Annotated in this window: 27 protein-coding genes; 26 read left to right on the top strand and 1 reads right to left on the bottom strand. The window is 50.7% G+C overall.

Annotation, left to right across the window (positions count from 1 at the left end):
* Window positions 1–6 precede the first annotated feature (6 nt).
* The 5 genes from BN6471_RS09625 (at window position 7) to BN6471_RS09605 (ending at window position 2,928) form a co-directional block, all read left to right on the top strand.
* Window positions 7–558, top strand: a complete 552-nt coding sequence (locus tag BN6471_RS09625) for a 5-formyltetrahydrofolate cyclo-ligase (protein ID WP_066648290.1) — start codon at window positions 7–9, stop codon at window positions 556–558.
* Window positions 555–1,106: a 16S rRNA (guanine(966)-N(2))-methyltransferase RsmD gene (rsmD, locus tag BN6471_RS09620; protein WP_066648277.1), complete on the top strand. Its 552-nt coding sequence runs from the start codon at window positions 555–557 to the stop codon at window positions 1,104–1,106. Before BN6471_RS09625 ends, rsmD begins: the two co-directional genes overlap by 4 nt.
* Window positions 1,107–1,580: a pantetheine-phosphate adenylyltransferase gene (coaD, locus tag BN6471_RS09615; RefSeq protein ID WP_066648274.1), complete on the top strand. Its 474-nt coding sequence runs from the start codon at window positions 1,107–1,109 to the stop codon at window positions 1,578–1,580.
* Window positions 1,581–1,583: 3 nt separating this feature from the next.
* Window positions 1,584–2,051 carry a hypothetical protein gene (locus tag BN6471_RS09610; RefSeq protein ID WP_066648271.1) on the top strand — a complete coding sequence of 156 codons (468 nt, stop codon included), beginning with the start codon at window positions 1,584–1,586 and terminating at the stop codon, window positions 2,049–2,051.
* Between the two features lie 103 nt (window positions 2,052–2,154).
* A complete protein-coding gene (locus tag BN6471_RS09605; protein WP_066648268.1) occupies window positions 2,155–2,928 on the top strand; it encodes a patatin-like phospholipase family protein in 774 nt (257 codons plus the stop codon).
* Here the strand turns inward: BN6471_RS09605 and BN6471_RS09600 are convergent.
* Window positions 2,921–4,105 carry a nucleotidyltransferase gene (locus tag BN6471_RS09600; protein WP_066648266.1) on the bottom strand — a complete coding sequence of 395 codons (1,185 nt, stop codon included), beginning with the start codon at window positions 4,103–4,105 and terminating at the stop codon, window positions 2,921–2,923. The genes BN6471_RS09605 and BN6471_RS09600 overlap by 8 nt on opposite strands.
* A 105-nt stretch (window positions 4,106–4,210) precedes the next feature.
* Between BN6471_RS09600 and pta the strand changes: the two genes are divergently transcribed.
* The 21 genes from pta (at window position 4,211) to BN6471_RS09500 (ending at window position 24,194) form a co-directional block, all read left to right on the top strand.
* Entirely contained in the window at window positions 4,211–5,206 is a 996-nt protein-coding gene (pta, locus tag BN6471_RS09595; protein WP_066648258.1) for a phosphate acetyltransferase, read from the top strand.
* Between the two features lie 19 nt (window positions 5,207–5,225).
* Window positions 5,226–6,428, top strand: coding sequence for an acetate/propionate family kinase (locus BN6471_RS09590; protein ID WP_066648247.1), 1,203 nt, complete (start codon window positions 5,226–5,228; stop codon window positions 6,426–6,428).
* A gap of 84 nt (window positions 6,429–6,512) precedes the next feature.
* Window positions 6,513–6,998, top strand: a complete 486-nt coding sequence (locus tag BN6471_RS09585; protein WP_066648244.1) for a YceD family protein — start codon at window positions 6,513–6,515, stop codon at window positions 6,996–6,998.
* 19 nt (window positions 6,999–7,017) lie between these two features.
* Window positions 7,018–7,209 (top strand): 50S ribosomal protein L32, encoded by a 192-nt coding sequence (gene rpmF / locus BN6471_RS12570; protein WP_074025771.1) that lies wholly within the window; start codon window positions 7,018–7,020, stop codon window positions 7,207–7,209.
* A gap of 122 nt (window positions 7,210–7,331) precedes the next feature.
* The gene (plsX, locus tag BN6471_RS09580) at window positions 7,332–8,333 is read left to right on the top strand and encodes a phosphate acyltransferase PlsX (protein WP_066648241.1); all 1,002 of its coding nucleotides are present in this window, start codon (window positions 7,332–7,334) and stop codon (window positions 8,331–8,333) included.
* Window positions 8,333–9,019, top strand: coding sequence for a ribonuclease III (gene rnc, locus BN6471_RS09575; RefSeq protein ID WP_066648238.1), 687 nt, complete (start codon window positions 8,333–8,335; stop codon window positions 9,017–9,019). Before plsX ends, rnc begins: the two co-directional genes overlap by 1 nt.
* A gap of 5 nt (window positions 9,020–9,024) precedes the next feature.
* Entirely contained in the window at window positions 9,025–10,263 is a 1,239-nt protein-coding gene (locus tag BN6471_RS09570) for a serine hydroxymethyltransferase (protein WP_066648235.1), read from the top strand.
* A 66-nt stretch (window positions 10,264–10,329) separates the two neighbouring features.
* Window positions 10,330–11,637 carry a DUF512 domain-containing protein gene (locus tag BN6471_RS09565; RefSeq protein ID WP_066648233.1) on the top strand — a complete coding sequence of 436 codons (1,308 nt, stop codon included), beginning with the start codon at window positions 10,330–10,332 and terminating at the stop codon, window positions 11,635–11,637.
* 14 nt (window positions 11,638–11,651) lie between these two features.
* Entirely contained in the window at window positions 11,652–12,986 is a 1,335-nt protein-coding gene (der, locus tag BN6471_RS09560; RefSeq protein ID WP_066648231.1) for a ribosome biogenesis GTPase Der, read from the top strand.
* A 3-nt stretch (window positions 12,987–12,989) separates the two neighbouring features.
* A complete protein-coding gene (plsY, locus tag BN6471_RS09555; protein WP_066648229.1) occupies window positions 12,990–13,592 on the top strand; it encodes a glycerol-3-phosphate 1-O-acyltransferase PlsY in 603 nt (200 codons plus the stop codon).
* A gap of 131 nt (window positions 13,593–13,723) precedes the next feature.
* Window positions 13,724–14,182: a ribosome maturation factor RimP gene (locus BN6471_RS09550; protein ID WP_066648227.1), complete on the top strand. Its 459-nt coding sequence runs from the start codon at window positions 13,724–13,726 to the stop codon at window positions 14,180–14,182.
* Window positions 14,183–14,194: 12 nt separating this feature from the next.
* On the top strand, window positions 14,195–15,394 hold the full coding sequence (gene nusA, locus BN6471_RS09545; protein ID WP_066648225.1) for a transcription termination factor NusA: 1,200 nt from the start codon (window positions 14,195–14,197) through the stop codon (window positions 15,392–15,394).
* 6 nt (window positions 15,395–15,400) lie between these two features.
* A complete protein-coding gene (rnpM, locus tag BN6471_RS09540) occupies window positions 15,401–15,676 on the top strand; it encodes an RNase P modulator RnpM (RefSeq protein ID WP_066648222.1) in 276 nt (91 codons plus the stop codon).
* On the top strand, window positions 15,663–15,998 hold the full coding sequence (locus BN6471_RS09535; protein WP_066650035.1) for a L7Ae/L30e/S12e/Gadd45 family ribosomal protein: 336 nt from the start codon (window positions 15,663–15,665) through the stop codon (window positions 15,996–15,998). The genes rnpM and BN6471_RS09535 overlap by 14 nt, the downstream gene beginning before the upstream one ends.
* Complete coding sequence (gene infB, locus BN6471_RS09530; protein WP_066648220.1) at window positions 15,985–18,480, top strand: translation initiation factor IF-2; 2,496 nt, start codon at window positions 15,985–15,987, stop codon at window positions 18,478–18,480. Before BN6471_RS09535 ends, infB begins: the two co-directional genes overlap by 14 nt.
* Window positions 18,481–18,490: 10 nt before the next feature.
* Window positions 18,491–18,850 carry a 30S ribosome-binding factor RbfA gene (gene rbfA / locus BN6471_RS09525; RefSeq protein WP_066648218.1) on the top strand — a complete coding sequence of 120 codons (360 nt, stop codon included), beginning with the start codon at window positions 18,491–18,493 and terminating at the stop codon, window positions 18,848–18,850.
* Entirely contained in the window at window positions 18,847–19,797 is a 951-nt protein-coding gene (locus tag BN6471_RS09520; RefSeq protein ID WP_066648216.1) for a DHH family phosphoesterase, read from the top strand. Before rbfA ends, BN6471_RS09520 begins: the two co-directional genes overlap by 4 nt.
* Entirely contained in the window at window positions 19,794–20,687 is an 894-nt protein-coding gene (gene truB / locus BN6471_RS09515; protein WP_066648208.1) for a tRNA pseudouridine(55) synthase TruB, read from the top strand. Before BN6471_RS09520 ends, truB begins: the two co-directional genes overlap by 4 nt.
* 2 nt (window positions 20,688–20,689) lie before the next feature.
* Window positions 20,690–21,610, top strand: coding sequence for a bifunctional riboflavin kinase/FAD synthetase (locus BN6471_RS09510; protein WP_066648205.1), 921 nt, complete (start codon window positions 20,690–20,692; stop codon window positions 21,608–21,610).
* A gap of 96 nt (window positions 21,611–21,706) precedes the next feature.
* Window positions 21,707–21,970 (top strand): 30S ribosomal protein S15, encoded by a 264-nt coding sequence (rpsO, locus tag BN6471_RS09505; RefSeq protein WP_066648202.1) that lies wholly within the window; start codon window positions 21,707–21,709, stop codon window positions 21,968–21,970.
* 124 nt (window positions 21,971–22,094) lie between these two features.
* Window positions 22,095–24,194 (top strand): polyribonucleotide nucleotidyltransferase, encoded by a 2,100-nt coding sequence (locus BN6471_RS09500; protein ID WP_066648199.1) that lies wholly within the window; start codon window positions 22,095–22,097, stop codon window positions 24,192–24,194.
* The last annotated feature ends 68 nt before the right edge of the window (window positions 24,195–24,262 follow it).

The raw sequence follows: 24,262 nt of genomic DNA, 5'->3' as shown, positions 1-24,262 counted from the left end.
AAGAAGATGACAAAGCAGGAAATACGCGAAAAAGTATTAAATATGCGCAGAAGCCTGACTTCAAAGTATATCGAGGACGAATCCATGAAAGTGATGGAACGCCTGCTTAACCTGCCGGCATTGAAGGATGGCAGGAACGTTTTGGTTTACAGCGATTTTGACGGGGAGATCAAGACGGCAGCCCTCACGGGATGGCTATTATATCATGGTGCGCAGGTGTTTTTGCCGGTCATACACAAAAAAAAGATGTATGCGGCAAATATCAAAAGCGCAGTGCTGGAGCTTAGCTGTTTTGGCGTAGCACAGCCAAAATATGATGAGGCGGAATTGATCGAACCGGGCAAACTTGACCTGATCATTGTCCCGGGCATAGCCTTTGACCGGGCGTTGAACCGTATCGGATTCGGCGGGGGCTACTACGACGCTTTCCTGAAAGAGGCGTCTTTGGCGAAAAAAATTGCGCTCGCTTACGATTTCCAGATCCTTGGACAATTGGTACCGGAGGCGCACGATATCAAAATGGATATGATCGTGACGCCGGACGAAGTGATTGCATGACACGGATCATTGCGGGCGAAAAAAGGGGAACGCAGCTTTTTACGCTTCCCGGGGATCATACGCGCCCTACAACGGACAGAGTGCGCGAAGCCTTGTTTGGATGTATCCAGTTTGAGATCGCGGGAGCGGAGGTTTTGGATCTTTTTGCCGGAAGCGGTGCGCTTGGGCTGGAAGCTTTGTCGCGCGGGGCAGGTCATGCTGTTTTTTGCGATAGGTATGACGAAAGTGTAAAAATTATCCAAAAAAACATCAGGAAGCTGGGATATGATAAACGTTCACAAGTCGTAAAAAATGATTATATTCATGCAATTAAAGTATTTAAAAATACAAAGAAGTTTGATATAGTATTTATAGACCCGCCATATAAAGCCAATTATTACGCAACGGCATTCGGGCTTCTGGCGGAAGAACAGGTTTTAAAGCCGGGGGCGATCCTTGTGGCGGAAAGTGATGCTGCGGTCGGGATCGTTGACGAGAGGTACTGCATCTATAAAAATAAAAAGTACGGAAAAACGCATTTGACGTTTTTCAGGTGGGATAAAAAGTAAATGGAAGCATGTGTATATCCGGGCAGTTTTGATCCGATCACAAAGGGGCACCTCGATATCATCGAGCGTGCGGGCGTGATTTTTTCCACAGTGTATGTGGGGGTGCTGAACAACATTTCCAAAAGGTGCATGTTCAGTGTGGAAAAGCGCGTAGAAATGGTGAAGGCGGCAACAAGGCACATCAAAAATATACAGGTGGTTTCGTTTGATGGTTTGCTGGTCGATTTGCTAAAGACACTGGATGCTAGGGTCATCATCCGCGGGCTTAGGACAGGTACTGACCTGGAGCTGGAACAGCAATATGCATTTATCAACGGGAAGCTGCTTGAGGGAACCGAGACCTTAGCACTGCTTTCAAGGCCTGAAACGCATTATATCAGTTCGACCGCTGTGCGCGAATTGCTTGCTTTTCACGCGGACGTTTCGGATTATGTGCCAGAGGCAATACTCAGCATGATTGACAAAGGAGAATAGTGCATGAAGATTTTCGATTTGATTGACGAAATTTTGGACGAGATTGAAAACGGTAGAAAATCTCTGTTTGGCAATAAAAAAACGATCGAAGTAGATTTTGTATTGGAGATATTGCAGGAGATCAAGGATTCGATCCCGGAAGACCTTTTGTATGCGCAGGAGGTGCTGGGGCATAAACAGGAGATCATCAACCAGGCGCAGGAAAAGGCAAAGAATATCCTGGACGGCGTGGACAACCGCTTGGCGGAGTTGATCGAAGAGCACCGCGTGACGCAGCTTGCGTACGAGAAATCGAACCGTATGATCGATATGGCGCAAAAGCAGGCATATGAGATCCGCGTGAACGCGAACGACTATGCGGTCAATGTTTTGGAGGATCTGTCTTCGTACATGCGGGAATATATGGACATCATCAAGGAGAACCAATCGAACTTTATCAACAAGAAAAACAAAGATCAGGCGGAATTCTGACATTGGTGTTTCAGGACTGTGGTAGATATGGTATAAAATCTTTATGTTGGCGACGATATAAAGATTTTTTATTATCGGCAAGGCTGCCGGAAGGAGTGGGAATATGAGGAAAAAAATCGGGTTGGCATTGGGCGGAGGTTCTGCCAGGGGCTTTGCGCATATCGGCGTCCTGAGGGTTTTACTACAGGAGAAGATCCCGCTTGACTATATTGCAGGGTGCAGCATGGGGTCGCTCATCGGCGGTATTTTTGCGGCGGAAGGAGACCTTGACGCCTTGGAGAGCCTCGCGATCGTTTTTGATTCAAAGAAATATTTCGATATCACGCTCTCGTCGTCAGGATATGTAAAAGGGAACAAGGTGCAGGAGCTGCTGAAGCTGATGACCAAAAACATCAACATAGAAAAAGCGGCCGTTCCTTTCAGTTGTATTGCGACGTGCGTAGAGGATGCCAAGCTGCGCCGGTTTACCAGTGGCCCGATCCATGAAGCGGTGCGGGCTAGCATTTCTATTCCCGGGATTTTCACGCCGTACGAGCTGGATGGAAAAACATATATCGATGGCGGGGTGATCGACAGGACGGCGATCCGTGCAGCGCGGGAAATGGGCGCGGATATCGTAATCGGCGTGGATGTCTCGTACCGTGGGGAAGCGCTCGAAACGCCCAGGACTGTTGTCGATTTACTGCAGGATACCTTCACCATTTCCGAATGGTACTTAACGCAGACGTATTTGAAAGAAGCGGATGTGCTTGTCCTACCGGAGATCAACGACATCAAAGGGAGCGATTATAAAGATACGCAAAAGATCATTGAACGTGGGATGGAAGCGGCGACTGCCGCGATGCCTGGGATCAAAAAAGCGCTGGGTATCAAATAACCAGGAATTTTTGTGTGAAATCGCGCCGCGCAGGCGCGATTTTTTTGTGCAGTAAAGCATAGATGTCGCTTGCTTTGATATCCAGGTCAAAAAGTGGAGTTCCCGGGAATTCGGAAGCCTTGGTGACAACCGGGATAGAGGAGTGCGCTTTTATCTCGCCCAAAAGGCCGAGTCGTTCTTTTTTGACGGCCAGGACGCGGGCGTAGGGAGACTGGGCTTTCAGTTCCTGTGCTTTTTCTTTGGTGAGATGCAGCAGGCAATAGAGCAGGATACGCTGGATGCGCGTTTGCGTATAGCGTTTGCTCTTTACCATTTCGATGAATTCAGCATAGCTCCCGGCCTGACAGGCTGCTTTTTGCAATTTGTATTCCAGTCCCTCGGACACTTCGTATATTTGCCGCATCTGCCCAATCTCCATACTTCGCAGGCAAAAAAGAAGATAGGGAAAGACAGCTTCGGGAGGGAGAGGGTCGCCGCTATACAGGGGCCGGACTACAGCGGGGATATCGGAATCGTTCAGGTTTTCCATCCCGTTTGACAACAGCTCACGGCGGACGGCGGTGGCGCTGGAATACTGTTCGGACAGGGTACTGTCCGCATACCGGTTTCCCAAACGTACGATATTAACAGGCTTGATGGCACTGTTTTGTCCAGCGAGCGCCTTCATATATTCGATGGCAAGGATGTTGTTGGGTGAGCTGTATACAGCAGGCTCGATGGCGGGGAAGCAGGCCTTGAGGGCTGCGGCACGCGCTGCCGGATAGGACACGCCCTCTGAAAGCCGCTCCTTTATTTCCATCGAAAAAGCGGGGGACTCCTCCGCTAAAATACCGGCAATATCCCGGAGGCTATCCAGGTCGTGCGTTTCCGTTCCAAATGAGAGCAGGGAAACGCAGTGCAGTGCGTTTAGGATTGAAACTGCACCTTGTGCAAACCCTTCGGCGCTTTGCGCAGCATAAAAAAAAGGCAGTTCCAGTACAAGGTCGGCGCCTCCTGTTACGGCGGCCTGCGCCCTCGTCCATTTATCGTAGATCGCGGCTTCGCCGCGTTGGACGAAATGACCGCTCATCAGGCAAATCACAGCGTCCGCACCGTATGATTTTGACGTTTGTAAAATATGATAGGCATGTCCAGCATGAAAAGGGTTGTATTCGGCTATTATTCCTGCTATTTTCATAAAATACCTTTGCAAAGCATAACGTTTTTATATATAATATATGAGTGTCATTATAACAGAGAAACCAAATTTTTGAAATAAATATTAACAAGAGGTGTATCGAAAATGTCGTTAATGGACAAAATCAAGGAAAAGGCAAAATCAGTCAGCAAGAATATTGTTTTACCGGAAGGAAACGAGCCGAGAACGATCGAGGCTGCTGCAAAGATAGCCGAACAGGGGATCGCCCATGTGATCTTGTTGGGAGACGAAGCTGAAATCGAAGCCGCCAACACAAAGCATGTGGATTTGTCAAAAGCCACTATCATCAATCCGGCTACTTCGGCAAAGCTTGACGAATATGCGGAGATGTTTTACGAAATGCGTAAAAGCAAGGGTATCACTTTAGGTCAGGCAAGAGAAACCTGTAAGGATACCCTTTATTATGCCGTCATGATGATCAAAAACAACGACGCCGACGGTATGGTGTCCGGCGCGGTGCATTCGACGGGCGATACGCTCCGCCCGGCGCTGCAGGTTATCAAGACGAAGCCGGGCGTTTCGATCGTGTCCAGCAGCTTTATCATGGAGCATCCTGATTCAAAATGGGGTGACGACGGCGTTATGGTCTTTGCAGACTGCGCGATCAATATCGATCCGAATGCGGAAGAGTTGGCGGCGATCGCGATCGCTTCGGCGGATACGGCGAAAACGCTTGCAGGGATCGAGCCCCGCGTAGCGATGCTCTCGTTTTCCACAAAGAACAGTGCGAAGCATCCCCATGTGGATAAGGTAGTGGAAGCGACCAAGATCGCAAAAGAGCTTGCGCCGGATCTCAATATAGATGGAGAGCTGCAGGCGGATGCAGCGTTGATCGAGGCGGTAGGACAGCTGAAAAGCCCGGGCAGCAAGGTTGCGGGACACGCGAATGTATTGATATTCCCGGACATCCAAGCGGGGAATATTGGATACAAGCTGGTACAGAGGCTGGGCGGCGCAGAAGCGATCGGCCCGGTGAGCCAGGGACTTGCACGGCCGGTCAACGATTTGTCGCGCGGGTGCAGTGTGGAAGATATCGTATCGGTTGTGGCGATCACAGCGGTACAGGCACAGTCTTTTTAAGGTAAAGGGGTATAGTAAAATGACAAATGTATTGGTAATCAATGCCGGGAGTTCCTCGCTGAAATATCAGCTGATTGATATGGACACGGAGGATGTGATCGCGAAAGGCCTGGTCGAGAGGATCGGCATCGATCACTCTGTAATCAAGCACAAGCCTTCCGGAAAAGATAAGGTTGAGATCGAAACGCCGATGAAGGATCATAACGACGCGATGGAGCAAGTCATCAAAGCCCTTACAGATCCGGTTCATGGCGTAGTTTCCGATCTTTCCAGCATCAAGGCTGTTGGACACCGTGTGGTGCACGGCGGTGAAAAATTCAGCGGTTCCGTGCTGATCAATGACGAAGTGATCGAGGCGCTCAAGGAAAACATCGAGCTTGCGCCGCTTCATAATCCTGCTAACCTGATGGGCATCGCTGCCTGCCAGAAACTGATGCCGGGCGTACCGATGGTCGGCGTGTTTGATACGGCGTTCCATGCAAAAATGCCTAAGAAAGCATTCCTGTACGGCATCCCTTATTCCGCGTATACGGATTACAAGGTAAGGCGTTACGGTTTCCATGGTACCTCGCACAAGTATGTTTCGCAGAGGGCTGCGGAAATCCTGGGCAAAGATATCAAGGATCTGAAGATCATTACCTGTCACCTTGGGAACGGTTCTTCCGTCGCGGCAGTGGACGGCGGCGTATCGGTCGATACCTCCATGGGCTTTACCCCTCTGGAAGGCCTTGTGATGGGCACGCGCAGCGGCGACCTTGATGCTGCGATCGTTCCTTACCTGATGGGAAAACTGAATATGGATGTCGACCAAGCGATCAATTACCTGAATAAGGAATCCGGCGTATGGGGCATTTCCGGTGTTTCCAGTGATTTCCGCGACCTTTGGGCAGAAGAAGAAAAAGGAAACGAACGCGCAAAACTGGCGCTCGACGTATTCAACTACCGCTTGAAGAAATTCATCGGCGCTTATGCGGCGGCGATGGGAGGCGTTGACGTGCTGACCTTTGCCGGCGGCGTAGGAGAGAACGACTGGGATGTCCGCGCACATGCAGTGGAGGGCCTCGAATTTATGGGCATCAAGCTCGACAAAGCAAAGAACGACGGTATGCGCGGCGAGGAGATGGAAATTTCCGCGGCGGATTCCAAGGTCAAGATCCTCGTTATCCCAACAGACGAGGAAATGACGATTGCAAAAGATACCTATGAAATCTGCTGTAAATAAAGGCGTTGCATCAAAAAAGATATTGACAATTAAAAGGCATAAAAATATAATGATATGGTAGCTGTTTTTTGCTGAGGAAAAAATATGATTGATATCAAGCTTTCAAACGCGCTGAAAAACGAGGGAACGACGTATTCTTATGAGTATAACGGTATCCCGGATCTGGGCGAAGATATCGATTTCGATCAGCCGATCCGGCTTAAGGCAGAGTACAGCGTGAACGAAAGGCGCGTCAGCGTGAACGGGACGCTTGCTGCTGTCCTCAACGTACAGTGCGACCGCTGTTTAAAAGACATGACGTACGATTTTGCGGGGGAGTTCGATGAAGTATTCCTGCCGGAGGGTACGCAGGGCGAGGATGAATATACCTACAAGGGAGAGGCGCTTTGCCTCGACAAGATGGTGTATGATGTCATTATATTAGGCTTGCCGCACCAGTTCCTGTGTGATGAAGCATGCAAGGGGTTATGCCCGGTGTGCGGACAGGACTTGAATGAGACGCAATGTAACTGTGCGGTAAATGACACGGATGAAACAAATCCGTTTGCAAAATTAAAGGGATTGTTTTGAACCCAGGGAGGTGTAGAAAGTGGCAGTACCAAAGAATAGGACTTCTAAGCAACGGAAACGTACAAGAAGAGCGCATTGGAAGCTGACTGCTCCTGCTGTATCGCAGTGCCCGCAGTGCCATCAGCCGAAGCTTGCGCATAGAGTTTGCCCGAATTGCGGATACTACAACGGAAGACTCGTCGTAGCGCCGAAAGAGGGAGCTGCTAAATAAGATTGCGTTATAAAAGGGGTCTGTTAGAATACAGACCCTTTTTTCGTTGAATTAGGTTGGAAATCATCACATTTTCATGTATACTGTATTTGTATTTGTTTGAAGATTTGAGAGGGATAGACATGAAGATCATAATGGACGCTATGGGCGGTGATAACGCTCCCGAAGCAATTGTAAGGGGCGCGGCGGCAGGAATCGAGGCGTTTCCGGACGTCAATATCGTATTGACAGGCGATCGGGAACGGATCGAAGGGATATTGGGCGGGCTTACTTATGATAAAAGCCGTCTGGAAATCGTACATACGACGCAGCTGATCGAAATGAACGATTCGCCGGTTAAGGCACTCAAAGAAAAGCCGGATTCCTCAATGGCGGTTGCGCTCAAGCTCTTGGCGGAGGGAAAGGGAGATATTGCCGTTTCTGCCGGCAACACCGGCGCATTGGTCGCAGGCGCTACGCTGATCGTCAAGCGCATCCCGGGGATCAAACGGCCTGCGCTGGCACCGGTACTGCCTACGCAGACGGGTGAGGTGCTGTTAATTGACGTGGGCGCGAATACGGAATGTACGCCCAAATATTTACAGCAGTTTGGCGTCATGGGCAGTATCTATATGGAAAAAGTGTTTGGTATGCAGGCGCCAAAAGTGGGCCTGATCAACATCGGCGGCGAGGAAGAAAAGGGCAGCGAGCTTACCAAACAGGCGTATCAGCTGTTAAAGGAAGCCCCGCTTCATTTTGTGGGAAATGCCGAAGGCAGGGATTTATTGTCAGGACAGTTTGACGTATTGGTATGCGACGGTTTCACAGGAAATATCGTGCTGAAGTTCGTCGAAGGATGTGCAAAGACGATCCTCGGTATGCTCAAGGGATACATTAAGGAATCAACAAGCGCTAAGCTGGGGGCAGCCTTTATGAAAGGCGCTTTCGGAAAGTTGAAAAAGAAGATGGACTATACGGAATATGGCGGTTCATTGCTTTTGGGACTTCGGGGCGGCGTTGTGAAATCGCATGGCAGCTCGGATGAAAAGGCAATTTTTAATACGATCAGGAATTCACGCAAATTTGTTTCTGGAAATGTCGTGGAAGTGATCAAGGAAGAGATCGCGAAGTTGACGGATCAATAATGGATGAGCTTTTAAGGGAACTGCAAAAGAGAATCGGATATGACTTCCATGACGGGGACTTGCTTGTACGCGCGCTGACACACCCGTCATGCGGCAATGTACCCAACTATGAGCGGTTGGAGTTTTTAGGGGACGCGGTAATAGAGCTGATCATCAGCGATTACCTGTTCAACCATTACGGAGATTTTTCGGAAGGGATGCTCACGCAAAAACGCGCGGATATCGTTTGTTCCAAATCCCTGGCCGGTATTGCGCGGACGATCGATCTGGGTCATTATATCTTCCTTGGAAACGGGGAGGAACAGTCGGGCGGCAGGAATAAAACGTCAATCCTGGAAAATGTACTGGAAGCGCTCATGGGAGCCATTTATACGGACGGTGGGTTTTATGCGGCACAGAGCGTGATCAATGTATTGTTTTTCAATACGATCAAGGCGGCGATGACCCGTATTTCCGATCATGACTATAAATCGCAATTGCAGGAAATGGTGCAAAAAACTGTCAAGCAGGAGATCAATTACCTTGTCAGCAGGCAGGAAGGCCCGCCGCATAATACGACCTTTTATGTGCGGCTGATCGTAGGAAGCGAGGTCATCTGTGAGGGCGTAGGCGGCTCCAAAAAGGAAGCGGAACAAAATGCAGCTAAATTTGCGATCGCAAATTTTGATAAAATTTATAAGGGGTAAAAAATATGTTGGATTTTTCTGAAGTAAAGAAAGCGGACAGTGAAGTATATGATTCGATGATGCGCGAGCTTGACCGCCAGGAGCATAACATCGAGCTGATTGCGTCCGAGAACTTTGTTTCTCCGGCAGTGATGCAGGCGATGGGCTCGCACCTGACGAACAAATACGCAGAGGGATATCCGGGCAAGCGTTACTACGGCGGCTGCGAATTTGTCGACGAGGTGGAGGATCTGGCGCGCGACCGTGCCAAGAAGCTGTTTGGCGCAGAATTTGCAAATGTACAGCCGCATTCGGGCGCGCAGGCGAACACGGCAGTATATTTTGCGATGCTTGATCCGGGAGATACGATTCTCGGTATGAACTTATCGCATGGCGGACACCTAACGCATGGCAGCCCGGTCAACATTTCAGGTAAATATTTCAACATCGTACCTTATGGTGTAAGTGAAGAAAATGAAACGATCGATTATGACCAGGTATACAAGCTGGCCATGGAACACAAGCCGAAAATGATCGTCGCAGGAGCGAGCGCTTATCCGCGTACGATCGATTTTGCAAAATTCCGCGAGATCGCGGATGCTGCCGGCGCTTACCTGATGGTAGACATGGCGCACATCGCCGGACTCGTTGCGGCGGGCTTGCATCCCAATCCGGTGCCGTATGCCCATTTTACGACTACGACGACACATAAAACGCTGCGCGGGCCGCGCGGCGGCATGATCCTCTGTTCGGAAGAATATGGCCCGGCGATCAATAAAGCGGTATTCCCGGGGATACAGGGTGGCCCGCTGATGCATGTGATCGCGGCAAAAGCCGTCTCCTTCCACGAGGCGCTGCAGCCTGAATTTAAGCAATATCAGGAACAGATCGTGAAGAATGCTGCTGTGCTTGCAAAGACGCTGATGGATCATGGGATCCGGCTCGTTTCCGGCGGCACGGACAACCACCTGATGCTCCTTGACGTAGGAAAGCAGGGAAAGACCGGAAAAGAAGTGGAAGCCCTGCTCGATTCCGCTCACATCACAGTCAATAAGAATACGATCCCGTTTGAAACATTGAGCCCGTTTGTAACAAGCGGCATCCGCATCGGTACGCCTGCGGCTACGACACGCAAGATGAAAGAGCCGCAGATGGAGATCATCGGCAGCCTGATCGCGAAGATGATCAAGGAAGGTGAAAGTGCGAGGGACGATGTAACGAAACAAGTCTTTGCGCTGTGCGAGGAATTCCCGCTTTATAAATAAGCGGCGACACAGAACAAGTATTGAAGAAGCGGGCGGCTTGCCCGCTTTCTTTTAGGAGTGGTATACATGGGCCGCCGTATCAGTACAATTGAAGAGGGAAGCATCGCGGCCTTATGCGGCATTGGCGTAGGCGACGTCCTGCTCAAGATCAATGGGCAGCAAATGCGTGACTATATCGATTACGCATACGCGGTATCGGAGGAGAGGCTTTTGCTGCTGATCCGTAAAGCGGACGGCAGCGAGGAAGAAATTGAGATCGAGAAAGATCCGTATGAAGAACTGGGGATCGGCTTTGCTGACGACGGTTTCGGCAGAAAGATCGTATGCCGCAACAAATGTGTGTTTTGCTTTGTAGACCAAATGCCCAAAGGGATGCGCAAGACCCTGTATTTTAAGGATGACGACTGGCGCATGTCCTTCCTGATGGGAAGCTATATCACGCTGACAAACCTGAGCGACGGGGATATCGGGCGCATTGTGGCCCAACATATCTCTCCGCTGTATGTATCGGTGCATGCCTATGACCATGCAGTGCACAATATGCTGCTGGGAAATGATGATGCGCAGAAAACCTTTGATATCCTTGGGCGCTTCGTGGAGAATGGCATTGAGGTGCATACGCAGGTGGTGATGTGCGAAGGGATCAACGATGGGGAAATCCTGCGGGAAACGATAGAGGAACTTTACGCGCTCTACCCGGGCGTACGCTCGTTGGCGGTCGTGCCCGCAGGCCTTACCAGGTTTCGTGAGAATCGCTACCCATTAAAGCCTGTGAGCAGGAAAAATGCACGTAAAACCGTAGAAATGATACATGCGTATCAACAGGAATTCCTCCGGGAGAATAAGGAAACGCGGTTTGTTTTCCCGGCAGACGAGATGTATATCAAAGCGGGCCTTCCGCTGCCGGAGCTTGAGGAATACGAAGGGTTTGAACAGATTGAAAATGGCGTGGGAATGGTGCGGTCGTTTGTGGACGAGGCAAAGGATGCGCTTGAGGACCTGGGTGGAGAACGGCCGCGTTACCGAGAAATCGGCATGATCACCGGAGTGGATTTTTATCCCTTTCTGAAGGAGATCGCACGGGAAGCGGAAGAAAGGCTGAAGATCAAGATCAACGTGTATGCGGTCAGGAATGATTTTTTCGGCGAAATGGTAACAGTGACGGGATTGCTGACCGGAGGCGATATGATCAGGCAGCTCAAGGGCAAGCTGCGCGGAGAAGTGTTGTTTTTGAGCAGTTGTTGTTTTAAAGAAAATGAAGAAACGATGCTGGACGAGGTATCTCTTGACGATCTTGCAGATGCGTTGGGCGTCCCGTGCAGGAAGATAGAAAACGACGGATATGAATGGATCCGCGCTATGCTCATTGAATAAAGGAGTTTTAAGCTATGGCAAAGCCGCTGGTGGCAATCGTAGGCAGGCCGAATGTCGGCAAGTCTACATTTTTTAACAGGATCACAAAGACAAAACTGGCGATCATCGAGGATACGCCGGGCGTTACGCGTGACAGGATATATGCGGATGCGGAGTGGCTGAACAAGGAATTCACGCTGATCGACACGGGCGGTATCGATATGGATACGGACGATGTGATCTTAAAACAAATGCGTGTGCAGGCGGAGATCGCCATCGATTCGGCGGAGCTGATCCTCTTTTTTGTGGACGGCAAAACCGGGATCACTTCGGAAGATTACGAAGTGGCAAAGATGCTGCGCAAGTCCGGAAAACCAGTGATCGTGGTAGTCAATAAGATCGACAATCCATCGGATGAGCAAAATATATTTGATTTTTATGAGCTGGGGATCGGCGATGTAGTGGGGATATCCTCTTCACAGGGACTTGGCCTGGGCGAATTGTTGGATGAGATCATCGGCTACATTGGGGATTATGAGCCCGGCGAGGGAGAGGATGATACGCTAAAAATCGCGCTCGTCGGCAAACCGAACGTTGGGAAATCCTCGCTGACCAACAAAATACTGGGGTATGAGCGCGCGATCGTCAGTGACATACCGGGAACGACGCGTGATGCGATCGATTCCGTATTTGAGCGTGACGGCGCCAAATATACGATCATCGACACGGCGGGCATGCGCAAGCGCGGCAGGATCGACGATAAATCGATCGAACGTTACAGCGTGATACGCTCGCTGAACGCGGTGCGCAGGGCAGACGTAGTGGTGGTGATGATCGACGCGACAGAAGGAATCACGGAACAGGACGTCAAGGTCGCGGGTTTCGTCGATGACGAAGGTAAGCCCAGTGTGATCGCCGTCAACAAGTGGGACGCGGTGGAAAAGGATACTTATACGATCGAGGAATACAATAAAAAGATTTCCGCCGACCTGGCGTTCATGCCGTATGCGAAAAAAATATATATTTCAGCGGCAACAGGGCTGCGCGTCGATAAGCTGTTTGCCCTATTGCATGAAGCGTATGAGCACAATGCGCAGCGTATCCCAACGGGGATTCTCAACGACTGCCTGCAGGATGCGATCACGGCGGTGGAGCCGCCTGCAACGAACGGCCGCAGGTTAAAGGTATTCTACATGACGCAGGTAAGTATCAAGCCGCCGACGTTCGTATTGTTTGTGAACGAAGTGCCGCTGATGCATTTTTCCTACCAGCGTTATCTGGAGAATTATTTGCGCAAAACGTTTGACTTTAGCGGGACGCCGATTAAAATAATAATTAGGCAACGTAACGAGGGCAGGGAGGAATCGTAAGGTATGGAAGTTTGGGTGCTTATTCTTTGCGCCGTAATTGCATATGTATTGGGGTCGGTCTCTTTTTCTTATATTTTTACGAAAAAAGTCAGGCATGAGGACATCCGTGAAAAGGGAAGCGGCAACGCGGGAACGACAAATGTACTGCGTAACTATGGATGGGGCCTTGGCATTGCCGTTTTTGCGGGGGATGTTTTAAAGGCGGTTGCGGCCGCGCTGATCGGCGGCGCGATTGCCGGATATGAGGGGCTTTGCGTAGCGGGCGTATTTGCAATCGTGGGACACAACTATTCCTGTTTCCTCAAATTCAAGGGCGGTAAGGGCATCGCTTCCACGATCGGCGTGCTGCTGCTTATTCAGCCGATCCCTACGCTGGTGATTTTTACGATCTCCATCATCATTGTCGCCTGTACGAAAATCATGAGCATCGGCTCTATCATCGGCCTGATCCTGAGCGCGATCGCCGCTATCGTGTTTGCACAGGGAAATTGGTTCCAGATCTTATCGGTACTGATCATTGCGGTGCTGGGCGTTTTCAGCCACAGGGAAAATATCAAACGCCTGATCCATGGAACAGAGCACAAATTGAGTCTTTCCAAAAAATGACAAGTGTTAAAAAACGCTTGCATAAAGCGGAAAATTGTGCTATCCTATATAATGTTAATAGGATGCTAGCATCGAAGAGTGGGATTGACGCCCACTCTTTCGCATTATAAATACGAATTTTTGGAGAAAAAATGGCGAAAAATGTAAAGTCGGCGGTGGAGGAAATCGCCCGTCCTATCGTTGAGGATATGGGACTTATCTATATCGATACAGAGTATGCTAAACAAGGGCAGGAGTGGATGCTGACGGTTTATATCGATAAGGACGGCGGCGTGCTTTTAGACGACTGTGAGCAGGCGAGCCGCGCGATCGAGGCGGTGCTCGACGAGCGGGATCCGATCGCGGAAAGTTATTGCCTGTGCGTTTCATCGCCGGGGCTGGATCGCGAGCTGAAAACGGAGGGCGATTTTGTCCGCAGCATGGGCAAGGAAATCGATATCAAGCTTTATAAGCCGTTTGAGGGCAGCAAACTTTTTGTGGGCGTGCTGACGGGATATACCGACAATACGGTAACGATCGAAACGGAAGAACATGAGATTGTCTTTGAAAAAAGTGAAGTTGCAAAAATGAATTTGCATTTAGACATATAAAGGAGATTGGCTATGAATACGGAATTTATGGAAGCCTTAAGTGACCTGGAGCACGATAAGGGAATAAAAAAGGATATTTTACTGGAAGCGATAGAGACCGCGCTGATTTCGGCATATAAGAGACATTTCGGCACAGACCAGAACGCACGTGTGGAAATCGACGGAGATACGGGCGAGATCAAAGTTTTTGCGATCAAGAATGTGGTTGCGGAGATAGAAGATCCGGAGACGGAGATAACTTTGGAGGAAGCGCGGGAGATCCATGATAAATACGAAGTGGGCGATGTTGTGGAAACAGAGGTTACGCCCCGCGATTTCGGACGTATTGCGGCGCAGACTGCAAAGCAGGTGGTCGTGCAGCGTATCCGTGAAGCGGAGCGCGGCATCATCTATGACCAGTATGCCGAAAAGGAAAACGAGGTACTGACGGCGATCGTGCACCGCATCGAGCGTGGAAACGTATATGTTGAGCTGGGACGCGCGGAAGGGATCATTCCCGTCAGCGAAACGGTTTATACGGAACAATACAATATCAACGACCGTATCAAGGTCTATGTGCTGGAAGTGAAAAAGACGAACAAGGGGCCGCAGATCATTGTGTCCCGTACGCACCCATCCCTGATCAAACGCTTATTCGAGCTGGAAGTGCCTGAAATCCGCCAGAACGTCGTACAGATCAAGAGCATCGCGCGCGAGGCGGGCGGACGGACAAAAATAGCCGTTTGGAGCGATGAAAAGGATATCGATCCGGTAGGCGCCTGCGTTGGGCACAAGGGTACGCGGATCGAAAGAGTCGTTGAGGAGCTGAATGGGGAAAAGATCGACGTTGTGCCATGGAGCTCGGATGCGATCGAGTTTATTGCCAATGCATTGCGTCCGGCAAAAGTCGTGATGGTTCAGATCAATGAAGATGAAAAAGCCGCGAAGGTCATCGTGCCGGATTACCAGCTGTCGCTGGCGATCGGTAAGGAAGGGCAGAATGCGCGCCTGGCCGCAAAACTGACAGGTTGGAAGATCGATATCAAGAGCCAGTCTCAGACGGAGCAGGAAGTATTTGGGGAAGATTTCGCCAATGCGGACACGACGATTTCGGATGAGTTTGACCTTGTAGACGAACTCAACGAGGAAGAAGCGGTCGAAGAAGTGGAAGAAGACGTCTTACTGGACACGCTGGAAGAAGCTGCCGAAGGGGAAGACGAGCAGAACGAGTAATAGGGAATGGATAAACAGAAGCATCTTCCGCTGCGTACTTGCATCGCCTGCCGGAAGAGCAAGCCAAAGCAAGAGCTGATACGCATAGTAAAATCGCGCGATGGGAATTACCGGGCAGACCTGACAGGAAAGCAGCAGGGCGGACGAGGGGCCTATGTGTGCCCGGATGCCGCATGCATCGAAAAAGCCAGAAAGATATTCGGCAAGGCGATGCGCTGCCGGATGGACGACGCATTGTATGAGGAACTGATGAGGGCGGCGGATGGGTATGCAAAGAAATAAATTCCTCGATTTTCTGGGGCTGGCAGCCCGCGCAGGCAAGGTCGTCTATGGCGCTGAATCTGTTGATAAAGGAATCAAAAGCGGCAGGGTAAAGCTGGTCGTTTTGGACGGGAATGCGTCGGAACCCACTAAAAAGGCGTTCCGTGACGCGTGCAGTTATTATAAAACGAGGATCATCGTTCTAAATGAGGACGATGTACTGGGCAGGAGCCTGAATAAACCAAACAATAAAATTATTGGGATAGTGTGTCCGGATTTTGCAAAGCATGCATGGGAAAAATACCACACTACTTCCGGGGGTGAAATCATTGAGCAAGATTAAAATTTTGGAATCGAACAAAAACCTGTTGAGCAACGCGCAGTCTGTTTTCAATACGATTTTGGAAATGCAGACGGACGCAGAGGCGCAAATCAAAGAAATCAAGGCGATCGAAACAAAGATTCTTGATATAGAAAAAATCAAAAATGAAAAAGCGCGTGCCGAGCGCGAAGAGCAGCGTTTGAAAGAGCAGCGCGAGCAGGAGCTTGCTGCGCAAAAAGAGCAGGAAGCAAAAGAGAGCGCGAAAGAACCGGAAGCTGTTGCAAAGACAGTGGAAGAGCCTGCGAAAAGCATCAAACAGGAAACTGTGAAAGAAAGCATAAAACCTGAAGAAGTTGTTTCTGTTCGGGAGAATAAGCCGCAGAATACCCCCGCGGCACAAAAAAGCGAACAGAGAAAACCACAGGAAGCAAAGCGGGCATTTGAGAATAAGCGTCCGGAAGACAGGAAGCCGGCCCCCAGGCAGGATGCCGGGGATTCGCGCAGGCCGCAGCGCCCACAGACAGCAGGGACAACAACGGAAGCGCGTCCGGAGAAGAAATTCTCCTCCAAAAAGCCGGGCGGCGGTTTCGATCACGGTAAGAGCAAGAAACAGCAGGAAGACGACCGTAATAAGCGTCCGAAAATCAAAGAACGCGTTTTTGCGATCGATGAGGATGATTTTCCGAAGGGTTCCAGAAAGCGCCATAAAAAGCAGCAACAGCAGCCTAAGACGGTGATCGAACCAATCAAAATCGAGAAGGCGACGATTACAGAGGAAACGATTTCCGTTAAGCTGTTCTCTGAAAAAATTGGCAAACCGGTATCGGAAATCCTCAAAAAGCTATTGCTGCTCGGCATGATGTCTACTATCAACTCTCAAATCGATTTTGATACGGCACAGCTGATCGCGAGCGAATATGACATCGAGCTGGAGCAGAAAATTGCGCAAACAGCCGAAGATATCCTCGTGGATGAAGCGGAAGATACGGAGGAACAGCTTGTCAAGCGTCCGCCGATCGTTACGATCATGGGACATGTTGACCATGGTAAAACCTCCCTGCTCGACAAGATCAGGCTTTCCAAGGTAACGGAAAACGAAGCGGGCGGGATCACGCAGCACATCGGCGCGTACCAGGTCGAATTGAATGGGGAAAAGATCACCTTCATCGATACGCCGGGACATGAAGCTTTTACGGCGATGCGTGCACGGGGCGCACAGGTCACGGACGTAGCGATCATCGTTGTCGCGGCGGACGACGGCGTTATGCCGCAGACCGTGGAAGCGATCAACCATGCAAAATCCGCGGGAGTTCCGATCATCGTTGCGATCAACAAGATCGACCGTGAAAATGCGAACCCGCAGAAGATCATGCAGGAATTGACGGAATACGAATTGCTGCCCGAGGAATGGGGCGGGGATACGATCGTCGTACCAGTGTCCGCAAAGACGGGCGAAGGGATCGACAAGCTTCTCGAAATGATCCTGCTGGTTGCGGACGTACAGGAATTGAAAGCAAACCCGGATCGCCTTGCGAGGGGAACGATCGTGGAGGCGCAGCTCGATAAGGGCCGCGGCCCGGTCGCGACTGTTTTGGTACAGACGGGAACCCTTAAGGTTGGGGATACGATCGTTGCAGGAACGGCATACGGCCGTGTGCGCGCAATGGTGAACGACAGGGGGCAGATGGTCGACGAGGCGCTGCCGTCACAGCCTGTTGAGGTGATTGGGTTTTCGGAGGTTCCCGCCGCAGGCGACATCCTGCACGCGGCACCGGCAGACAAGCTTACCAAGCAGGTCGCGGAAGAACGGAAAGACCGGCAGAAAGCGGAAATGCTCAAGAAGATGTCCAAGGTATCTTTGGACGATCTTTTCAGCCAGATCGCGGAGGGCCAGATCAAGGATCTCAATATCGTCATCAAGGCGGATGTACAAGGTTCTGTGGAAGCGGTACGCCAGTCTTTGGAGAAGCTATCGAATGATGAAGTGCGTGTGCGCGCGATCCATTGCGGCGTAGGTGCGATCACGGAAACAGACGTGATGCTGGCCTCGGCGGCGAACGCGATCATCATCGGCTTCAACGTGCGCCCGGACAATATGGCGATGGCTGCGGCCGAGCATGAAAAGGTCGACGTCCGTTTGTACCGCATTATTTATAAGGCGATTGAGGATATCACAGCAGCCATGAAGGGCATGCTGGAACCGGAATACGAAGAAGCCGTGATCGGCCATGCGGAGGTGCGCCAAACGTTCAAGGTTTCGAGCGTCGGAACGATTGCTGGCTGCTATGTAACGGACGGCGTTGTAAAGCGCAATTGCCAGGTTCGTTTGCTGCGGGATAATGTGGTTATATATGAAGGAACGCTGAGTTCATTGAAGCGATTCAAGGACGATGCGAAAGAAGTCGCGCAAGGGTACGAATGTGGCCTCTCCCTCGATAACTACAACGATCTTAAGGAAGGCGACGTTATTGAATGCTTTGAGATGCGCGAAATAGAACGGTAGGTGTCTTGAAATGTCAACAAACAGAATGAACAGGATCGACGAGGAAGTCAAGCGCGCGCTTGCGGATATCATCCGTACCGACGTCAAGGACGACAGGCTCTCTGCGATGACGAGCGTAACGAGGGTGGAAATTACCTCCGACCTCAAATTTGCCAAAGTATATATCAGCGTCTACGATGCGTCGGACAAGAAACGCCATGCGTCTGTCGACGCGCTCAATCATGGCGCGTCCTTTATCCGTACAAAGCTTGCAAAAGCGGTGGATTTGAGGCGTGTACCGGAGCTTTCCTTTGTATTGGATGATTCCATTGAATACAGCATCAAGATTTCCAAAATTCTGGATGACGTCAACAGTAAGGACAGTGAATGAAAGAAGTAATCGGCTTTATCAAAGAACACGAAAACTTTGCGATCCTGACGCATCTCCACCCCGATGGGGATGCGCTCGGGAGCGCTTATGCCCTCGCGCGGGGGCTCGATAATCTTGGCAAAAAAGCCGAGGTTATTTTATTGTCAGAACCTCCGAAAAAGCTTGCGTTTGAAGAGTTTAAACCGCTTTACCGCTTGATCGGCGATGTAAAGGAAGAGGCATATGATGCGGCGATCAGCGTAGATTGCGCGACGCTTCCCCGCCTTTCCGATGCACAGGAGATTTTTTTGAGCAAGCCAAACTGCAATATCGACCACCATATCTCCAATACGGATTACGGTAAGGTCAATTATGTGGAGGAAGCGGCGGCGACAGGCGAAATTATTTTTGAGCTGCTTGGCAAGCTGGGGATCGATATCGACCGGACGACGGCGATGGCGATCTATATGGCGATCGCGACAGACAGCGGCAATTTCACATATTCCAATACCACGGAAAAGACCTTGGCAACCTTTTCGCAGTTGATGCAGTGCGGTTTCCCGCTTGTTGAGATGGCCGACCAGATTTTCAACAGGCGCTCCCTGGGAGCGACGAAGCTGATCGCCCGTTTTATTGATAAGATGCGTTTTGCGAAGGACGGGCGGCTGGCTGTTTCGGTGATCACGCTGTCCGACCTTGAGGAAACGGGCGCGCTTGTCGAGGATTGCGAGATACTGATCAATTATGCGCGTGAAGTGGATGGCGTCGAGATCGCGGTGTTTGTTCGTGAAATGAGCAAGGATACCTATAAAGTTAGTTTCCGTTCCAACGATTATGCGGATGTGGGCGCTATGGCGGCGCAGTGCGGCGGCGGCGGGCATACCAAAGCGGCAGGCTGCATGATGAAAGGCAATATCTACGATATTCTGGAACGGATCGACAAATCGGCGGAGAATCACCTGCAATGAACGGCGTCCTGAATGTGTTGAAGCCGCCGGCGATGACCTCAAGCGATGTGGTGACGCGCCTGCGGCGTATGTTGGGCGTGCGCAAGACAGGGCATACGGGTACGCTTGACCCGGGGGCGGCGGGAGTGCTTCCCGTGTGCGTCGGACGGGCGACAAAAGTCGCGGACTATATCATGGCGGCTGAAAAGGAATATATCGCGGAGATCTGCTTTGGAGCGGAAACGGATACGCAGGACAGCTATGGCGTAATCATAAACCGCGCGGATACTTTTGTTTCGCGGGACGACCTGCAAAGGGTCATTCCGCGATTTCTGGGGACGGTCATGCAGCGGCCGCCCATGTATTCGGCCATCAAGCACGAGGGCAGGAAGCTCTATCAGCTGGCCCGCAAGGGAATCGAAGTGGAAAAACCTCCTCGTGAGGTGTGTATCCATGCGATCGACATCCTGCATGCGGAAAAGAACCGTTTTTTGCTGAAAGTGCAATGTTCCAAAGGGACATATATCAGAAGCCTGTGTGCAGATATGGGACGCGCACTCGGCGCCTATGCCTATACGTCGTTTTTAATGCGTACAAAAACAGGCGGCTACAGGATCGAGGATGCGTGGACACTGGATGAACTGGAGGCGTTGTGCAAAACGCAGGAAATCGGCAGGGCCATGATCCCCCTTGAAACGGCGCTGGATTTTATGCCCCGCATATGCTGCGGAGGATATTTATATGATATCCTGACAACGGGGACGCCCGTTGATTTGAATAAGGCACCAAACCTGCAGGTGGAAAGCGGCGTTACTTATGCCGTCTATTGCAGGAACGAACTGATTGGGATTGGAAAACGCGCAGCGGATATGCTGAAAATCGTTTCGATGCTCAAACTGCGCGAGGGGTAGGCATGAAAATATTGACACAAGATGATTTGCCGATACGGCAGGATACAGCGGTGGCGATCGGGCTGTTTGACGGAGTACACGAAGGGCACAGGACGCTGATCGAGGATATTGAAAACCAAGAGGGCCTTTTTTCTCTGGTTTATACGTTTGACGGGAAGCCGAACCACGCAGCGTACAAAAATATTTATACGCTGCAGGAAAAAGAAGAAATTTTTGCGGACATGCAAGTGGACGGTTTTTATTTACAGGCCTTTGACCGGCAGTTTTCGCAGATGACGAAGCAGGAATTTATCAAGCGGCTTGTCCATGATTTCCATGCAAAGCATATTACGGTCGGTTTTGATTTTCGATTTGGAAAAAATGCGGAGGGTACGACGGACTATCTTCGGGAGCAAAGTGGAAAATACGGTTATACCCTGCACGTCATGCCGCGTATCGAATACCATGGCGAAAAAGTCAGCAGCTCATACATCCGGGAGTTGATTCTCGCCGGGAATATGGAAGAGACGGCAAAGCTTTTACGGCGTTTTTATTTTGTGGACGGTACGATCGAAAAGGGGAACCATCTTGGTTCGAAAATCGGTTTTCCGACGGCGAACATCTCGACAGACAAGCTGCTGCCGCAATACGGCGTATATGCGACGATCGCCCAGGTGGACGGTAACCTTTACAGCGCGGTAACGAATGTAGGGACAAAACCAACGGTAAAAAGCGACGATACGCCGAATATCGAGACGTTTATCCTGGATTTTTCGGGCGACGTATACAATGAGGAGATGCGCGTCTATTTTGTCCGCCAGATCCGCAGGGAAAAAGCTTTCGCGAATGTGGACGAACTCAAGCGCCAGATTGCCAGTGATGCGCGCAGTGCAAGCGGCATGCTTGAGAATTTAGAGGTTTACAAAGACTACATAATATGTTAGAATAATTCTCGTGTACTTTTACCGGATGCCCTGATGCGCGACACTCCGACGCCACCATAGCATTGCGGGATTTACAAGAAAATGGAGGTAGAAAAAATGGATAAGGCAGTAAAGACAGAGATCATTCAGAAGTATGCCCAGAAAGAGGGCGACACTGGTTCCCCGGAAGTGCAGATTGCGCTTCTCACATACCGTATCAACCACTTGAACGAACATCTGAAAGCGTTCAATAAGGACTCGCACTCAAGACGTGGGTTGCTGAAAATGGTTGGTAAGAGAAGAGGTTTGCTCAATTACCTGAAAGAGAAAGATATCGAAAGATACAGGAGCCTGATCGAAAGTCTCAACTTAAGAAAATAAGAAATGGAGCGGGGTTTTCTCGCTCTTTTTCATGTAAATGTCATATAGCCGCCGGCCTTATATTGTTTGAGGGACGGATATATGGGAACGATGGTGTATCAAATCCAGGAGGAATGAATAAATTATGCAACAAAACCATGTATATGAAATGGAACTGGGCGGCCGGACTCTCACTGTGGAGAGCGGTAAGTACGCCTTCCAGGCAGACGGCGAAGTCATCGTAAGATGCGGGGATACGGCTGTACTGGTAACTGCCACAGCATCAAAAACGCAGAGGGAAGGGATCGACTTTTTTCCGCTGAGCGTAGAATTTGAAGAAAAAATGTATTCCGTAGGGAAGATTCCCGGCGGATTTATCAAGCGGGAGGGAAGACCTTCCGAAAAGGCGATCTTGGCGGCGCGCCTGATCGACCGCCCGATCCGTCCGCTTTTTCCGAAAGGCTACCGCAATGACGTACAGATTATTGCTACGGTCATGTCGGTAGATACGGATATCCCGCCGGAAGCTTTCGCGATGATCGGTTCTTCCGCGGCACTGAGCATCTCCGGCCTGCCTTTTGCCGGGCCGACAGGTACGGTTGTCGTAGGCCTTGTAGACGGCGAATATGTGATCAACCCCGATAGCGAGCAGCGCGAAAAGAGCCGCCTGCACCTGACGGTTTCCGGTACAAAAGACGCCGTTATGATGGTGGAAGCCGGTGCAAATGAGATCACGGAAGAGGAAATGTTGGGCGCGATCCTCTTTGGGCACGAAGAGATCAAACGCATCTGTGCGTTTATTGAAGACATCAAAAATGATATCGGCAAGCCCGAAAAGGAAGTTGAGATCCACCAGATTCCGGACGAGCTCAATGAGGCGGTGCGTGCCTATGCCGCTGATAAAGTAGTGTGGAGCGTCGATACGTTCGACAGGACGGAGCGCGAAACGCGTCAGGATCAGGTAAAGCAGGAAGTGATCGAGCACTTTGCAGAAGAGTACCCGGACAGTGCCGCCGATGTTGCGGACGTGCTTTATTATATGACAAAGGAAGTCATCCGCGGCAAGATTGTCAATGACGAAACGCGCCCGGATGGCCGTAAATATGAAGATATCCGTCCGATCTGGTGCGAAACCGGAATTTTTGCGAGGACGCACGGCAGCGCGGTATTCACACGCGGCCTCACACAGGCGATGAATATCGTTACGCTGGGCGGTATGCGCGAAGGCCAGAACCTTGACGGTATTTCGGAAGAAGATTTCAAGCGCTATATGCATCATTACAATATGCCGCCGTATTCGACGGGGGAAGCGCGTATGATGCGTTCGACATCGCGGCGTGAAATCGGGCATGGCGCACTGGCTGCCAGGGCGCTGGAACCCGTCCTGCCGTCGGAAGAAGAATTCCCCTACGCGATCCGTTCCGTATCCGAGGTCATCAGCTCGAATGGTTCGACGTCACAGGCGAGCGTATGTGCGAGCTGCCTTGCGCTGATGGACGCGGGCGTACCGATCAAAGCGCCGGTCGCGGGCTGCGCGATGGGGCTGATCAAAGATGAAGAAAACGGCAAGATTGTCGTACTGACCGATATCCAGGGCCTGGAGGACTTCCTCGGGGATATGGACTTCAAGGTAGCCGGTACCGCAAAGGGTATCACGGCAATCCAGATGGATATCAAGATCAAGGGGATCGATAAGGAAATTTTGGAACGTGCATTGGCACAGGCCCTGCGCGGCAGGTTATTCATCCTGGACAAGATGACGGAAGTCATGCCTGCGCCCAAGGATCATTTGTCGCCTTATGCACCGAAGATCATCCGTTTCACGATCGATCCGGACAAAATCCGCGAAGTCATCGGCAGCGGCGGTAAGGTGATCAACAAGATCATCGAAGACACTGGCGTGAAGATCGACATTGAAGACGACGGAAGCGTTTCTATCCTGACGCCGGACGATGAAGCGGCTTCAAAAGCGCGCAAGATCATCGAAACGATCGTGAAGGACGTTAAAGTCGGCGAAGTATTCAACGGTAAGGTAACGCGTATCATGAATTTTGGGGCATTCGTGGAACTGGCTCCCGGCAAGGAAGGCATGTGCCGGATTTCAAACCTCTCCAATGAATTCGTCAAAAAAGTCGAAGATGTTTGCAACATTGGCGACGAGCTGCTTGTTAAAGTTATCGAGATTGACAAACAGGGCAGGATCAACTTGACACATAAAGGTGTAAAGGCTGAAGACCAGCAATAACACAGCAATTGGTAAAAAGCCGGTATCCCCGGCTTTTTTATTACGATGCGCCTGTGTGCGCAGGGAGT

The organism is Christensenella timonensis (assembly GCF_900087015.1).
Taxonomy (GTDB): Bacteria; Bacillota; Clostridia; order Christensenellales; family Christensenellaceae; genus Christensenella; species Christensenella timonensis.
Note: the sequence above shows the minus strand (reverse complement) of the source record. Positions and strands in the feature narration are given on the sequence as shown.

Bases quoted from the DNA above. Each gene is read 5' to 3' on its own strand.
- BN6471_RS09590 (WP_066648247.1), top strand. From the start codon at position 5,226: ATGACAAATGTATTGGTAATCAATGCCGGGAGTTCCTCGCTGAAATAT.
- rpsO (WP_066648202.1), top strand. From the start codon at position 21,707: ATGGATAAGGCAGTAAAGACAGAGATCATTCAGAAGTATGCCCAGAAA.
- plsY (WP_066648229.1), top strand. From the start codon at position 12,990: ATGGAAGTTTGGGTGCTTATTCTTTGCGCCGTAATTGCATATGTATTG.
- BN6471_RS09625 (WP_066648290.1), top strand. From the start codon at position 7: ATGACAAAGCAGGAAATACGCGAAAAAGTATTAAATATGCGCAGAAGC.
- BN6471_RS09520 (WP_066648216.1), top strand. From the start codon at position 18,847: ATGAAAGAAGTAATCGGCTTTATCAAAGAACACGAAAACTTTGCGATC.
- BN6471_RS09500 (WP_066648199.1), top strand. From the start codon at position 22,095: ATGCAACAAAACCATGTATATGAAATGGAACTGGGCGGCCGGACTCTC.
- BN6471_RS09570 (WP_066648235.1), top strand. From the start codon at position 9,025: ATGTTGGATTTTTCTGAAGTAAAGAAAGCGGACAGTGAAGTATATGAT.
- rbfA (WP_066648218.1), top strand. From the start codon at position 18,491: ATGTCAACAAACAGAATGAACAGGATCGACGAGGAAGTCAAGCGCGCG.
- truB (WP_066648208.1), top strand. From the start codon at position 19,794: ATGAACGGCGTCCTGAATGTGTTGAAGCCGCCGGCGATGACCTCAAGC.
- coaD (WP_066648274.1), top strand. From the start codon at position 1,107: ATGGAAGCATGTGTATATCCGGGCAGTTTTGATCCGATCACAAAGGGG.
- BN6471_RS09510 (WP_066648205.1), top strand. From the start codon at position 20,690: ATGAAAATATTGACACAAGATGATTTGCCGATACGGCAGGATACAGCG.
- der (WP_066648231.1), top strand. From the start codon at position 11,652: ATGGCAAAGCCGCTGGTGGCAATCGTAGGCAGGCCGAATGTCGGCAAG.
- BN6471_RS09565 (WP_066648233.1), top strand. From the start codon at position 10,330: ATGGGCCGCCGTATCAGTACAATTGAAGAGGGAAGCATCGCGGCCTTA.
- rnc (WP_066648238.1), top strand. From the start codon at position 8,333: ATGGATGAGCTTTTAAGGGAACTGCAAAAGAGAATCGGATATGACTTC.
- pta (WP_066648258.1), top strand. From the start codon at position 4,211: ATGTCGTTAATGGACAAAATCAAGGAAAAGGCAAAATCAGTCAGCAAG.
- BN6471_RS09585 (WP_066648244.1), top strand. From the start codon at position 6,513: ATGATTGATATCAAGCTTTCAAACGCGCTGAAAAACGAGGGAACGACG.
- BN6471_RS09600 (WP_066648266.1), bottom strand. From the start codon at position 4,105: ATGAAAATAGCAGGAATAATAGCCGAATACAACCCTTTTCATGCTGGA.
- rsmD (WP_066648277.1), top strand. From the start codon at position 555: ATGACACGGATCATTGCGGGCGAAAAAAGGGGAACGCAGCTTTTTACG.
- BN6471_RS09610 (WP_066648271.1), top strand. From the start codon at position 1,584: ATGAAGATTTTCGATTTGATTGACGAAATTTTGGACGAGATTGAAAAC.
- plsX (WP_066648241.1), top strand. From the start codon at position 7,332: ATGAAGATCATAATGGACGCTATGGGCGGTGATAACGCTCCCGAAGCA.
- nusA (WP_066648225.1), top strand. From the start codon at position 14,195: ATGAATACGGAATTTATGGAAGCCTTAAGTGACCTGGAGCACGATAAG.
- BN6471_RS09535 (WP_066650035.1), top strand. From the start codon at position 15,663: ATGCAAAGAAATAAATTCCTCGATTTTCTGGGGCTGGCAGCCCGCGCA.
- BN6471_RS09605 (WP_066648268.1), top strand. From the start codon at position 2,155: ATGAGGAAAAAAATCGGGTTGGCATTGGGCGGAGGTTCTGCCAGGGGC.
- BN6471_RS09550 (WP_066648227.1), top strand. From the start codon at position 13,724: ATGGCGAAAAATGTAAAGTCGGCGGTGGAGGAAATCGCCCGTCCTATC.
- rnpM (WP_066648222.1), top strand. From the start codon at position 15,401: ATGGATAAACAGAAGCATCTTCCGCTGCGTACTTGCATCGCCTGCCGG.